At 59.5% G+C, this 13172-nt stretch carries 11 protein-coding genes; 7 read left to right on the top strand and 4 right to left on the bottom strand.

Annotation, left to right across the window (positions count from 1 at the left end; translation table 11 throughout):
* The first annotated feature begins 28 nt into the window (after positions 1 to 28).
* Positions 29 to 250, top strand: coding sequence for a zinc ribbon domain-containing protein (locus tag AC2FAJ_RS18725; RefSeq protein WP_028014054.1), 222 nt, complete (start codon positions 29 to 31; stop codon positions 248 to 250).
* Here AC2FAJ_RS18725 and AC2FAJ_RS18720 read toward each other — a convergent pair.
* From AC2FAJ_RS18720 to xseA, 3 genes are read right to left on the bottom strand one after another with little or no spacing between them, the layout of a single operon-like run.
* Complete coding sequence (locus AC2FAJ_RS18720) at positions 247 to 597, bottom strand: protealysin inhibitor emfourin (protein ID WP_028014053.1); 351 nt, start codon at positions 595 to 597, stop codon at positions 247 to 249. The genes AC2FAJ_RS18725 and AC2FAJ_RS18720 overlap by 4 nt on opposite strands.
* Complete coding sequence (locus AC2FAJ_RS18715; protein ID WP_028014052.1) at positions 598 to 1617, bottom strand: M4 family metallopeptidase; 1020 nt, start codon at positions 1615 to 1617, stop codon at positions 598 to 600.
* Positions 1618 to 1675: 58 nt separating this feature from the next.
* Positions 1676 to 3049, bottom strand: coding sequence for an exodeoxyribonuclease VII large subunit (gene xseA / locus AC2FAJ_RS18710; RefSeq protein WP_047364161.1), 1374 nt, complete (start codon positions 3047 to 3049; stop codon positions 1676 to 1678).
* Between the two features lie 158 nt (positions 3050 to 3207).
* On the opposite strand from xseA, the gene guaB reads away from it, so the two are divergent.
* Positions 3208 to 4674, top strand: coding sequence for an IMP dehydrogenase (gene guaB / locus AC2FAJ_RS18705; protein WP_014884799.1), 1467 nt, complete (start codon positions 3208 to 3210; stop codon positions 4672 to 4674).
* Positions 4675 to 4743: 69 nt separating this feature from the next.
* The gene (gene guaA / locus AC2FAJ_RS18700; protein ID WP_003860599.1) at positions 4744 to 6321 is read left to right on the top strand and encodes a glutamine-hydrolyzing GMP synthase; all 1578 of its coding nucleotides are present in this window, start codon (positions 4744 to 4746) and stop codon (positions 6319 to 6321) included.
* Between the two features lie 56 nt (positions 6322 to 6377).
* On the opposite strand, the gene AC2FAJ_RS18695 is transcribed toward guaA, so the two are convergent.
* Entirely contained in the window at positions 6378 to 7208 is an 831-nt protein-coding gene (locus AC2FAJ_RS18695) for a MurR/RpiR family transcriptional regulator (protein ID WP_008502123.1), read from the bottom strand.
* A gap of 292 nt (positions 7209 to 7500) precedes the next feature.
* Here AC2FAJ_RS18695 and AC2FAJ_RS18690 point away from each other — a divergent pair, with 292 nt between their 5' ends.
* The 4 genes from AC2FAJ_RS18690 to AC2FAJ_RS18675 all read left to right on the top strand — a co-directional run bounded on the left by AC2FAJ_RS18690 (position 7501) and on the right by AC2FAJ_RS18675 (position 13171).
* A complete protein-coding gene (locus AC2FAJ_RS18690; RefSeq protein ID WP_485454398.1) occupies positions 7501 to 9006 on the top strand; it encodes a CoA-acylating methylmalonate-semialdehyde dehydrogenase in 1506 nt (501 codons plus the stop codon).
* A gap of 11 nt (positions 9007 to 9017) precedes the next feature.
* Positions 9018 to 10943, top strand: coding sequence for a 3D-(3,5/4)-trihydroxycyclohexane-1,2-dione acylhydrolase (decyclizing) (gene iolD, locus AC2FAJ_RS18685; protein ID WP_485454397.1), 1926 nt, complete (start codon positions 9018 to 9020; stop codon positions 10941 to 10943).
* 280 nt (positions 10944 to 11223) lie between these two features.
* Positions 11224 to 12210, top strand: coding sequence for an inositol 2-dehydrogenase (gene iolG / locus AC2FAJ_RS18680; protein ID WP_041908740.1), 987 nt, complete (start codon positions 11224 to 11226; stop codon positions 12208 to 12210).
* A gap of 31 nt (positions 12211 to 12241) precedes the next feature.
* A complete protein-coding gene (locus AC2FAJ_RS18675; protein ID WP_041908742.1) occupies positions 12242 to 13171 on the top strand; it encodes a sugar ABC transporter substrate-binding protein in 930 nt (309 codons plus the stop codon).
* Position 13172 lies beyond the last annotated feature (1 nt).

Raw genomic sequence — 13172 nt, 5'->3', positions numbered from 1 at the left:
CAGACCTGAACGCCCTGAAGGAGACACCATGACCATTACCTGCCCGGATTGCCAGGCACAGCTTGAACCCCTGAACGGGGCGGCGCACTGCGACAGCTGTAATAAAGATATTGCGCTCGAAGCCCGCTGCCCGGAGTGCCATCAGCCACTCCAGGTCTTAAAGGCCTGCGGGGCGGTGGACTATTTCTGCCAGAACGGCCACGGCTTAATTTCTAAAAAGCGCGTGGAGTTTGTTCCGGCCGAAGATTAATCGCACACGCAATCTTCGCCTTTTTTCCACAGCTCGACCAGCGACTCGGGCGCTTCCTGCTCAGGTACCAGCACGATGATATCGGCGTAGTGCGCCTGATTTTGGCCGGTCCAGATAATCTGGATGCGGAAATAGCGCTGGTCACCGCTGCCGGGTGACGACGTCTGACCCGGCGGCTGACCGCGTGGAAAGGCCTGCTCCAGGATGCTCACCAGGCGCTGGCGCTGGGCCTCATTAAGCGAGGAGAGCGCGATGGTACGCTGGCCGCTCAGCTTAGGAATAAAAGCGACGCCGCCTTCCCGGGCCAGCTCAACCACGGCGTCATCCGTCAGTTCCGGAACCTGCATTTACAGCACTCCCACCTGTTCCCAGGCCTGTTTTATCGCCGCCCCAACGTCGCTACCGGAGCGTTTCTCTCCGTGCGCTATCGTCAGTTTTGCGAAGGCATCAAAATCCGCATCCTGCGCCAGATTGCGATCGCAAACCGTGTCGTACCAGGCATAACCGGCTTTTTCCCAGGCGTAACCGCCGATCGCCGTCGCGGCCAGGTAAAACGCCCGGTTGGGGATGCCGGAGTTAAGATGGACGCCGCCGTTATCCTCGCGCGTTTTGATGAAATCTTTCATGTGCGCGGGCTGCGGGTCTTTGCCGAGCAGGGGATCGTCGTAGGCGGTGCCGGGTTCAGACATGGAGCGCAGCCCTTTGCCGTTAATGCCCGCGGCCAGCAGCCCTTCACCAATCAACCAGTCTGCTTTATCGGCGGTTTGCTTGAGATGGTACTGTTTCACCAGCGAACCAAACACGTCTGACAGGGACTCATTCAGCGCGCCTGACTGTTCGAAATAGATTAGCCCGGCTTCGGTCTCGGTGACGCCGTGGCTCAGCTCGTGTGCCACCACGTCGATGGCAATCGTAAAGCGGTTAAAGATCTCCCCGTCGCCGTCGCCAAACACCATCTGCTGACCGTTCCAGAAGGCGTTCTGATATTCCCGACCATAGTGAACGGTGCCGGTCAAAATCAGCCCCTTATTATCGAGCGAATCGCGCTGATATTCTTTCCAGAAGAAATCATGGGTGATACCCAAATAATCGTACGCCTCGTCCACGGCCACATCGCCATTCGACGGCTGGCCCTCGTAACGCACCTGGGTACCCGGCAGCTCCTGGGTCTGTTTCGCATCGTAGATATCGCGCTCAAGCTGACCGGCTTTATTCACGTGCGGCGCGGCGGGTTTGCCCGGCATATGCGCCATCAGCGTCTGGACGTGGGTTAAGGTCTGACGGGCATAGCGCTGCTGCGGTTCGGAACCGCTTTCGATAATACGACGAAGAATATAAGGGGGAATAACGCTACGAAGATGGGACATGCTGCTCTCCTTATTAAAAAAGGGAATAGCAGCAGTATAGTAAGTAACCGGCGAAGAATTATCCGGTTTTGCGCTGACGCGTCTTTTTCACCGGTTTAATTGATTTCACTTCGCTTTCCACCCAGCCGTCAGACAGGCGGGTGGTAAGAACGTCACCAGTGTTCACCTGTTTGGTTTGCTTCAGCACTTTGCCGTCCGCTGCCGTCGTTACGCTATAGCCGCGCGCCAGCGTGGAGAGGGGGCTGACGGCTTCCAGATGGGTCACCGCGTTGCCAAAACGCTCACGTGTGGTGCTCAGGCGCGCCCGGAGAGTCTCCGCCAGACGATATTCCAGCTGCTGAATGCGCGTTTGCGCACGATAGATTTTCGGCTGCGGATTCTGCTGGTTCAGGCGCTGGGTCACACGCTGCTGGCGAGTCACCGCGCGCTTAAGCTGATTATCAAGCGCAAAGTTCATGCGCTGACGCAGGCGTTCCAGCACGGTCTGCTGACGCGCCAGACGAAGCTGCGGGTGCTGCTGCTGAAGACGGTGATGAAGCTGGGTAAAGCGGCGGGTACGGTTGGCAAGGAAGTAGTCCATCGCCATCTCAAGACGCTGCTGGCCGTTCTGAAGCTGACGCAGCAGCTCCAGCTGGTTACGGCTCACCACTTCCGCCGCCGCGGACGGGGTAGGCGCACGCAGATCCGCAACAAAATCCGCGATTGTCACGTCCGTTTCATGCCCGACGGCGCTCACCACGGGGATATCGCTTGCAAAGATTGCCCGCGCCACGCGCTCGTCGTTAAAGCTCCACAGGTCTTCCAGCGAGCCGCCGCCGCGCCCGACGATCAACACGTCACACTCCTTACGCGCATTTGCCAGTTCAATGGCGCGTACAATCTGGCCTGGCGCATCGTCACCCTGAACGGCGGTCGGGTAGATGATGACGGGCAGGGAAGGGTCGCGACGCTTAAGCACGTGCAAAATATCGTGCAGCGCTGCACCGGTTTTCGAGGTGATGACCCCAACGCAGTGGGCGGGTGAGGGCAGCGGTTTTTTGAACTGCTGGTCGAACAAACCTTCCTCAGAGAGTTTGGCTTTAAGCTGTTCGTACTTCTGCTGCAGCAGACCTTCGCCCGCAGGCTGCATGCTCTCGACGATAATCTGATAATCACCGCGCGGTTCATACAGGGTTATATTGGCGCGAACCAGAACCTGCTGGCCGTGCTGCGGACGGAACGTCACGCGACGGTTGCTGTTGCGGAACATCGCGCAGCGCACCTGGGCGGTATCGTCTTTTAAGGTAAAATACCAGTGTCCGGAAGACGGTTGCGTGAAGTTTGAGATTTCACCGCTGATCCAGACCTGCCCCATTTCCTGCTCAAGCAGCAAACGCACCGTCTGATTAAGGCGGCTGACAGTATAAATTGAGGGGGATTGAGAGGATAACATGTGAGCGGGATCAAATTCTAAATCAGCAAGTTATTCAGTCGATAGTAACCTGCTGAGAGGCATTCGCAAGCATTTTTTCAAAAAAGTGTAGATGCAATCGGTTACGCTCTGTATAATGCCACGGCAATATTTAACCACCCAGGTCAGAGATATTGCCCATGCTACGTATCGCTAAAGAAGCACTGACGTTTGACGACGTCCTCCTCGTTCCCGCTCATTCCACCGTTCTGCCGAATACTGCCGACCTCAGCACGCAGTTGACGAAAACCATTCGTCTGAACATTCCTATGCTCTCCGCGGCAATGGACACCGTGACTGAAGCGCGCCTGGCTATCGCCCTGGCACAGGAAGGCGGCATTGGCTTTATCCACAAAAACATGTCTATCGAACGTCAGGCAGAAGAAGTTCGCCGCGTGAAGAAGCATGAGTCCGGCATCGTGTCCGATCCTCAGACTGTTCTGCCAACCACTACCCTGCACGAAGTGAAAGCCCTGACCGAACGTAACGGCTTTGCCGGCTACCCGGTAGTGACCGAAGACAATGAACTGGTGGGCATCATCACCGGTCGTGACGTGCGCTTCGTGACTGACCTGAACCAGCCTGTCAGCGTCTACATGACGCCAAAAGAGCGTCTGGTGACCGTCCGCGAAGGCGAAACTCGCGACGTGGTGCTGGCGAAAATGCACGAAAAACGCGTTGAGAAAGCGCTGGTTGTGGATGCGAACTTCCACCTGCGCGGCATGATCACCGTTAAAGATTTCCAGAAAGCAGAACGTAAACCGAACGCCTGTAAAGACGAGCATGGCCGTCTGCGCGTCGGCGCTGCCGTAGGCGCGGGTGCAGGTAACGAAGAGCGCGTTGACGCGCTGGTGGCGGCGGGCGTTGACGTCCTGCTGATTGACTCCTCTCACGGCCACTCCGAAGGCGTGCTGCAGCGTATTCGTGACACCCGTGCAAAATACCCTGACCTGCAGATCATCGGCGGCAACGTGGCGACGGGCGCAGGCGCTCGCGCGCTGGCTGACGCCGGCTGCAGCGCGGTGAAAGTGGGTATCGGCCCTGGCTCTATCTGTACTACCCGTATCGTGACCGGCGTGGGCGTTCCGCAGATCACCGCGGTTTCTGACGCGGTTGAAGCGCTGGAAGGCACCGGTATTCCGGTTATCGCTGACGGCGGTATCCGCTTCTCTGGCGACATCGCTAAAGCCATCGCCGCGGGCGCTGCTGCCGTAATGGTAGGCTCCATGCTCGCTGGTACCGAAGAATCCCCGGGCGAAATCGAACTCTACCAGGGCCGTTCTTACAAATCTTACCGTGGAATGGGCTCCCTGGGCGCGATGTCCAAAGGTTCCTCTGACCGTTACTTCCAGACCGATAACGCTGCTGACAAACTGGTACCGGAAGGTATCGAAGGCCGCGTGGCCTATAAAGGCCGTCTGAAAGAGATCATTCACCAGCAGATGGGCGGCCTGCGTTCCTGTATGGGTCTGACCGGCTGTGGTACCATTGACCTGCTGCGTACTAAAGCGGAATTCGTACGCATCAGCGGCGCGGGTATCCAGGAGAGCCACGTTCACGACGTGACGATCACCAAAGAGTCCCCGAACTATCGTCTGGGCTCCTGATTTTTCTTCGCCCGACCTCGTGTCGGGCGATTTATTTAATCTGTTTCACTTGCCTCGGAATTAGCGTCAATGACGGAAAACATTCATAAACATCGCATTCTCATCCTGGACTTCGGTTCTCAGTACACTCAGCTGGTAGCGCGTCGCGTACGTGAACTGGGCGTTTACTGTGAGCTCTGGGCGTGGGATGTCACGGAAGCACAGATTCGCGAATTCAATCCAAGCGGCATCATCCTGTCCGGCGGCCCGGAAAGCACCACCGAAGAGAACAGCCCGCGCGCGCCGCAGTACGTGTTCGAAGCGGGCGTGCCGGTATTCGGCGTCTGCTACGGCATGCAGACCATGGCGATGCAGCTGGGCGGTCACGTAGAAGGCTCTAACGAACGTGAGTTCGGCTACGCGCAGGTTGAAGTTGTCACCGACAGCGCGCTGGTGCGCGGTATCGAAGACTCCCTGACCGCAGACGGCAAGCCGCTGCTGGACGTGTGGATGAGCCACGGCGACAAAGTTACCGCCATCCCGTCTGACTTCGTGACCGTTGCCAGTACCGAAAGCTGCCCGTTCGCCATCATGGCGAACGAAGAAAAACGCTTCTACGGCGTGCAGTTCCACCCGGAAGTGACCCACACCCGTCAGGGTATGCGCATGCTGGAGCGCTTCGTGCGTGACATCTGCCAGTGTGAAGCCCTGTGGACCCCGGCAAAAATCATCGACGACGCCGTGGAGCGTATCCGCCAGCAGGTTGGCGATGACAAAGTGATCCTCGGCCTCTCCGGCGGCGTGGACTCCTCCGTCACCGCGATGCTGCTGCACCGTGCCATCGGCAAAAACCTGACCTGCGTCTTCGTGGACAACGGTCTGCTGCGTCTGAACGAAGCGAAGCAGGTCATGGACATGTTCGGCGACCACTTCGGTCTGAACATCGTTCACGTGGAAGGCGAGCAGCGCTTCCTGGACGCGCTGAAAGGCGAGAACGATCCGGAAGCGAAACGTAAGATCATCGGTCGCGTCTTCGTCGAAGTGTTCGACGAAGAAGCGCTGAAGCTGGAAGACGTGAAGTGGCTGGCGCAGGGCACCATCTACCCGGACGTGATCGAGTCTGCGGCCTCCGCAACCGGTAAAGCGCACGTCATCAAATCTCACCACAACGTGGGCGGCCTGCCGAAAGAGATGAAGATGGGTCTGGTTGAACCGCTGCGCGAGCTGTTCAAAGACGAAGTGCGTAAGATCGGTCTGGAACTGGGTCTGCCGTACGACATGCTCTACCGTCACCCGTTCCCGGGTCCGGGTCTGGGCGTGCGCGTGCTGGGCGAAGTGAAGAAAGAGTACTGCGACCTGCTGCGTCGCGCGGACGCGATCTTCATCGAAGAGCTGCACAAAGCTGACCTGTACAACAAAGTAAGCCAGGCGTTCACCGTGTTCCTGCCGGTTCGCTCTGTAGGCGTCATGGGCGATGGCCGTAAGTACGACTGGGTTGTCTCCCTGCGTGCGGTGGAAACCATCGACTTCATGACCGCGCACTGGGCGCATCTGCCGTATGACTTCTTAGGCCGCGTGTCTAACAGAATAATCAACGAAGTCAATGGGATATCGCGAGTCGTATATGACATCAGCGGTAAGCCACCGGCTACGATTGAGTGGGAATGATTTCCCTCTGAATTAACACCCAAACCCTCTGCCTGCGCAGGGGGTTTTTTATTGCCTTATTTCCCTTCACCCAACCGATACGCCAGCGCCACCACCAGCGACTGCACCAGGCACAGCGTCGCCGACTGAGACCGGAACGCATCCACTTGCGCCTCTTTCACCACAAAGCAGAGATCGCTGAACGTTGCCAGGGGGCTTATCTGGCTGTCCGTAATCACGATCTGCCGGGCGCCGACGCTGGCGGCGGTTTCGCTGACCATCACCGTCTCTTCCGCGTATGGCGAGAAGCTGATCGACACCACGATGTCGCGCGCCTTAATGCGGCTGATTTGCTCGCGCAGCATCCCGCCCATGCCGTCGAGCAGGATAGGGCGGCACTCCAGGTGGCTCAGGGCGTAGGTGAGGTAGGCCGCGACGCTAAACGAGCGGCGCAGTCCGGCGATGTAGATAGTGTCGGCGTCGGCCAGCAGCTGTACCGCGCGCTCCAGCATTTCCGGCTCGGCGCGGGCGGCCAGCTGCTGCAGCGCCTGCGCGTTCGAGCGGGCGAACTCCTGCAGAATATCGAGCGGCGTTTCCGGCACGGCCTCGCTCTCCATTTCGCGGAACAGCCGCGCGCGGTCGCTGTAGCTGGCAGTCTCCTCCACCAGGTTCATGCGAAACAGCTGTTTCATTTCGTTGAAGCCGGTGAAGTCAAAGGCGTTGGCAAAGCGGATCAGCGTCGAAGGCGGCACGTCGGCGCGCTCGGCAATGACGGCAACCGTATCAAAGGCGACGCTGTTGGTATTGTCCAGCACGTAGCGGGAGACCTGCTGCAGCCTCTTGCTCAGGCTATCGTAGCGATCGCGGATTTGCTGCTGCAGTTCGTTCAGGCTGGTTGCTGTCGTCATGTTATCCCCCAAATACAGTCATATGATTCTAAACGCAAAACCGCGTCTTTTAAATGTCGGCCATCCATCTGGCAGCAAAAATGAAACAGAAGCTTCAGTCATTTCCTCGCCCGAAATCCCTTAATAGCGCACGCAGCGTCAGTGTTGCTGGCTGTTAACATAAAAATCCATCCTTGATCACAATAATCATCATTTATTTTATTTCAACTTAAAATGGAATATTTGTTTCATATATAGTGGTCAGTACACAGTGTTCAGGTCACAGTCACGTATCAACAGCGAGAGGTTTAGGATGGAGACGGTAGCGAATTTTATTCACGGCGAATGTGTCACCGGTTCAGGCCAGCGCGTTCAGGCGATCTTCAACCCGGCCACCGGCGAGCAGATCCGCCAGGTGGTGATGAGTACGGCGCAGGAAACGGAGCAGGCGATTGCCGCCGCGCAGCAGGCGTTTCCCGCGTGGGCGCGCCAGGCTCCGCTTAAGCGTGCGCGCGTGATGTTCCGTTTCAAGGCGCTGCTGGAAGATAACATGACGCGCCTGGCCCGCATCATCAGCGAAGAGCACGGCAAGGTTTTCTCCGACGCGGTGGGCGAACTGACCCGCGGCCTGGAAGTGGTGGAATTTGCCTGCGGTATCCCGCATCTGCAAAAGGGTGAACACTCTGCGAACGTCGGTACCGGCGTCGACAGCCACTCCCTGATGCAGCCGCTCGGCGTCTGCGCCGGGATCACGCCGTTTAACTTCCCGGCGATGGTGCCGATGTGGATGTTCCCCATTGCGCTGGCGACCGGGAATACCTTCGTGCTGAAGCCGTCGGAAAAAGACCCTTCTCTCGCGCTCGCGCTGGCGCAATTGCTGAAAGAGGCAGGCTTGCCGGACGGCGTCTTCAACGTGGTGCAGGGGGATAAAGAGTCCGTTGACGTGCTCCTGACCGACCCGCGCGTGCAGGCGGTGAGCTTTGTCGGCTCCACGCCGATTGCCGAATACATTTACCAGACCGCCTCCGCTCACGGTAAGCGCTGTCAGGCGCTGGGCGGCGCGAAAAACCACTGCATTTTAATGCCGGATGCCGACATGGAGATGGCGACCAACGCCATCATGGGCGCGGCCTACGGCGCGGCGGGGGAACGCTGCATGGCGCTCTCGGTGGTGCTGGCGGTGGGGGATAAAACCGCCGATGACCTCTGCACCCGGCTGGAAAAACAGATTGCAGCGCTGCGCGTCGGGCCGGGGCTGGACCAGACGCCGGAAAACGAAATGGGGCCGCTTATCTCCTCCGCGCACCGCAGCAAGGTGCTGGGCTATATCGACAGCGGGGAAGCGCAGGGGGCGAAACTGCGCGTGGGCGGGCGCGGCTTCAGCGTGAAGGGCCACGAGCAGGGCTACTTCGTCGGGCCGACGCTGTTCGATAACGTCACACCGGAGATGACCATCTATAAAGAAGAGATTTTTGGCCCGGTGCTTTCTGTGGTGCGGGTAACAGATTACGCCAGCGCGGTGGACCTCATTAACCGCCATGAATATGGTAATGGCTCGGCGATCTTCACCCGTGACGGCGGCTGCGCGCGCCGCTTCTGCGAAGAGGTGCAGGCGGGCATGGTGGGGGTCAACGTGCCGATCCCGGTGCCGATGGCATTCCACAGTTTCGGTGGCTGGAAGCGTTCCATCTTCGGCGCGCTCAACGTGCACGGCAACGACGGCGTGCGTTTCTACACCCGAATGAAAACCATCACCGCGCGCTGGCCGGAAATGCAGCAGGAGACAGGCGCTGCGTTCTCCATGCCGACGCTGGGCTGACAGGAGGCATTATGCAAACCGAACGTATGACCATGGCCCAGGCGCTGGTCCGGTTCCTGAATCAACAGTACGTCAGCGTTGACGGCAACGAAACGCCCTTCGTGGAGGGCGTGGCGACGATCTTTGGGCACGGCAACGTGCTGGGTATTGGCCAGGCGCTGGAGCAGGATCCCGGTCATCTGAAAATCATGCAGGGGTGCAACGAGCAGGGCATCGCCCACATGGCGACGGGATTCGCCAAACAGCACCGCCGCCAGCGCATTTTTGCCGTCACCTCCTCAGTCGGGCCGGGCGCCGCCAATATGGTCACGGCAGCGGCCACCGCCACGGCGAACCGCATCCCGCTTTTACTGCTGCCGGGCGATATCTACGCCAGCCGCCAGCCGGACCCGGTGCTGCAGCAGATCGAGCAGTATCACGATCTCAGCATCAGCACCAACGACTGCTTCCGTCCGGTTTCCCGCTACTGGGACCGCATCAACCGCCCCGAGCAGCTCATGAGCGCCATGCTCAGCGCGATGCGAACGCTTACTGACCCGGCAGATACCGGTGCGGTGACGATTTGCCTGCCGCAGGACGTGCAGGGGGAAGCGTGGGATTACCCGCTGAGCTTCTTCGCGCGTCGCGTGCACCACATCGAGCGTCGTCCGCCCGATCCGCAGCGTCTGGCGCAGGCGCGGGCGCTGATTGCCCGCAAACGCCGTCCGCTGGTGGTGTGCGGCGGTGGCGTACGCTACTCCGGCGCGCATGAGGCGTTTCGCGAATTTGTCGAGACGCTGCAGCTACCGTTTGCCGAAACGCAGGCCGGGAAGGGGGCGCTGGTAAGTGACCACCCACTTAACCTCGGCGGCGTAGGAGTGACGGGCGGAATGGCCGCCAACCAGCTCGCGCCACAGGCTGACTTAGTGATTGGCGTCGGCACGCGCCTGACCGACTTTACCACCGGCTCCAAGGCGCTCTTTTCCCACCCGGACGTCGAATTCCTGCTGCTGAACGTGGCCGAGTTTGACGCCCTGAAGCTGGACGCCACCGCGCTGATCGCCGATGCCCAAACCGGACTCCAGGCTTTGACCCACGCGCTCGGCGAGTATCGCAGCGGCTGGGGAGAGGCGATCGCCCAGGCGAAATCCGCGTGGCGCGATGAATGCCGCCGCCTCTGGGATCGCCAGTGGCACCCTGACGACGCGCCCGAAGTGGCGGGGCATCTGGACGCGCAGCTGGCGGAATACGGCGAGACGCTCAACACCCGCCTGACCCAGACGCGGGTGCTGGGGCTGATCAATCAGCATGTGGAAGATAACGCCATCGTGGTGGGCGCGGCCGGTTCGCTGCCGGGAGATTTACAGCGCCTCTGGCAGGTCAAAACGCCGGACAGCTATCACCTGGAGTACGGCTACTCCTGCATGGGCTACGAGATTGCGGCAGCCATCGGCGCGAAGCTCGCCCGCCCCGAGCAGCCGGTTTACGCCATGGTGGGGGATGGCTCCTACATGATGCTGCACTCCGAGCTGCAAACCGCCGTGCAGGAGGGTATTAAGGTCACCGTTCTGCTGTTTGATAACGCCAGCTTCGGCTGCATCAACAACCTGCAGATGGGGCACGGAATGGGCAGCTTTGGCACGGAAAACCGCCATCGCAACCCGGAAACCGGGCGGCTTGACGGTCCGCTGGTGAAGGTCGACTTCGCGCAAAATGCGGAGAGCTACGGCTGTCGCGCGTGGCGGGTGCACGACGAGCAAACCCTGCTGGCGGCGCTGGAGGCGTCCCGCGCCCATCCTGGCCCCACGCTGCTGGACATCAAGGTGCTGCCGAAGACTATGACCCACGACTACGCCTCCTGGTGGCGAACCGGTGATGCGCAGGTGGCGGAATCGTCTGCCGTGCGTGAGGCCGCTGAGCAAACCCAGGCGCAGGTGAAAAAAGCCCGTCAGTATTAAGATTTACCGCCATAACGAAATTTTCATTTCATTTCCCCTCACCCTAACCCTCTCCCCAAAGGGGAGAGGGGATGATTCGGTGCGGCCTTTTCTCCCTCGCCCCTTTGGGGTGAGTCGCACGTCCTCCCGTGTTGTGAGATTGATAACAAAATTTATCTCATTCATCTCAAAAGTGTTAACCTGCACTCAAAAACATAATTTTCACTATTTATAAAAATGAAATAAATGTTTTATTTATAGGGTCGTTAGTTCACAGCATTCACCAACACCGGGAGCCGTTATGTTTAACATTGCTTTACTGGGCGCTGGCCGAATTGGCCAGGTACATGCAGCTAACATCGCCAGCCACGGCGCGACCACGCTCTGGTCCGTGGTTGACCCGAATCAGGAATTTGCCACCCGTCTCGCCGCACAGTATCAGGCCCGCCAGCAGAGCGTGGATGAGGCGATGACCGACCCTAACGTTCACGCCGTGCTGATCGCCTCCGCCACCGACACCCACGCGGATCTGATTGAAATGGCCGCCCGCCACGGCAAGGCTATCTTCTGCGAAAAGCCGGTACACCTCGACCTCGCCCGCGTGCGCGACTGCCTGAAAGTGGTTAAAGAGTACGACGTGCCGCTGTTCATCGGCTTTAACCGCCGCTTTGACCCGCAGTTCCGCCGCGTGAAAACCGATGCTCAGGCCGGGCGCATCGGCAAGCCGGAATCGTTGCTGATCATCTCCCGCGACCCGTCTCCGCCGCCCGCGGAGTACGTGCGCGTCTCCGGCGGCATGTTCCGCGATATGACCATTCACGACTTCGACATGGCCCGTTTCATCATGGGCGAAGAGCCGGTGTCGGTGTATGCCCAGGGCAGTAACCTGGTGGATCCGGCGATTGGCGAGGCGGGGGATATCGATACCGCGTTTATCGTTCTGAAATATGCCTCCGGCGCGATGGCGACCATCGTCAACAGCCGCCGCTCCTCTTACGGCTACGACCAGCGCCTGGAGCTGCACGGCTCCGAAGGGCTGCTGTGCGCCGGCAATATTCTGGAAAACCAGGTGCAGCACTACGGCAAAGAGGGCTGCACCAGCGCGCTGCCGGAACACTTCTTCCTGCAGCGCTACAAATCCGCTTACGCCGCGGAATGGGAACACTTTGTTGCGGTCCTGCGCGGCGAAGCGGTGCCTGACTGCAGCGGCGATGATGGTGAACGTGCGCTGTACCTCGCGGATAAAGCGCTGGAGTCGCTGCGTAGCCAGCGCGAGATCGTCCTCTAAACACAACAACCCTACACAGAGAGACATAATAATGAAAAAACTGATCTTAGCCGCCCTCATCGCCATGACGTCCGGGGCCGCCCTCGCCGAAAACGAGCAGATTGTTTTCAGTACGCCAAACCTGGCCATGCCGTTTGAGGTTCACATGCAGCGCACGGCGGTGAAAGCCGCGAAAGAGATGGGCGTGAAGCTTCAGGTACTGGACGGGCAGGGCAGCTCACCGAAGCAGGTGGCTGACCTGGAAAACGCCATCACCCGCGGGGCGCAGGGCTTTATCGTCTCCCCGAACGACGTGAACGCGGTCTCCAGCGCGGTGGATGAAATTCAGGATGCGAAGCTGCCGGTGGTCACCCTGGACCGCTCCGTCGACAGCCAGAAGAAAGTGCCCCACTTTGGCGCCAACAACTACAAAGGCGGCCAGGCGATTGGCGACTTCGTCAAAACCAAATTCCCCGACGGGGCAGAGATCATCCTGCTCACCGGCCAGCCGGGTTCCTCTTCCAATATTGAACGCACCAAAGGGATCCGCGACAGCCTGAAGGCGGGCGGGGATAAGTACAAGATCGTCGCCGATCAGACCGGCAACTGGATGCGTTCTGAAGGGATGCGCATCGTCGAAAGCGTTCTGCCTTCGCTACCGAAACGCCCGCAGGTGATCCTCTCCGCCAACGACGATATGGCGCTGGGCGCGATTGAAGCCCTGCAGAGCCAGGGCGTGAAGCCGGGTGAAATCCTCGTGACCGGCTTTGATGCGGTACCGGAAGCGCTGGCCCGCGTGCGCGACGGCTGGCTGGCGGTAACCGCCGATCAGCGTCCGGGCTTTGCGGTGCAGACGGCGATGAGCCAGCTGGTGGCCAACGTGCGCGAGAAGAAAGCCATCACCGGGGCCGACTACCCGCCAACGCTTATCACCAAAGAGAACCTGCAGCAGGCTGAGCGTATCGGTGAGGCCGGTAACTGAT

The sequence above is a fragment of the Enterobacter cloacae complex sp. 385G4 genome (genome assembly GCF_057320665.1).
This window is presented reverse-complemented; position numbering and strand designations above follow the sequence as displayed.

Coding starts and splice junctions, on each gene's coding strand:
- guaB (WP_014884799.1), top strand. CDS start 3,208: ATGCTACGTATCGCTAAAGAAGCACTGACGTTTGACGACGTCCTCCTC.
- iolD (WP_485454397.1), top strand. CDS start 9,018: ATGCAAACCGAACGTATGACCATGGCCCAGGCGCTGGTCCGGTTCCTG.
- AC2FAJ_RS18695 (WP_008502123.1), bottom strand. CDS start 7,208: ATGACGACAGCAACCAGCCTGAACGAACTGCAGCAGCAAATCCGCGAT.
- AC2FAJ_RS18690 (WP_485454398.1), top strand. CDS start 7,501: ATGGAGACGGTAGCGAATTTTATTCACGGCGAATGTGTCACCGGTTCA.
- AC2FAJ_RS18715 (WP_028014052.1), bottom strand. CDS start 1,617: ATGTCCCATCTTCGTAGCGTTATTCCCCCTTATATTCTTCGTCGTATT.
- AC2FAJ_RS18720 (WP_028014053.1), bottom strand. CDS start 597: ATGCAGGTTCCGGAACTGACGGATGACGCCGTGGTTGAGCTGGCCCGG.
- AC2FAJ_RS18675 (WP_041908742.1), top strand. CDS start 12,242: ATGAAAAAACTGATCTTAGCCGCCCTCATCGCCATGACGTCCGGGGCC.
- guaA (WP_003860599.1), top strand. CDS start 4,744: ATGACGGAAAACATTCATAAACATCGCATTCTCATCCTGGACTTCGGT.
- AC2FAJ_RS18725 (WP_028014054.1), top strand. CDS start 29: ATGACCATTACCTGCCCGGATTGCCAGGCACAGCTTGAACCCCTGAAC.
- iolG (WP_041908740.1), top strand. CDS start 11,224: ATGTTTAACATTGCTTTACTGGGCGCTGGCCGAATTGGCCAGGTACAT.
- xseA (WP_047364161.1), bottom strand. CDS start 3,049: ATGTTATCCTCTCAATCCCCCTCAATTTATACTGTCAGCCGCCTTAAT.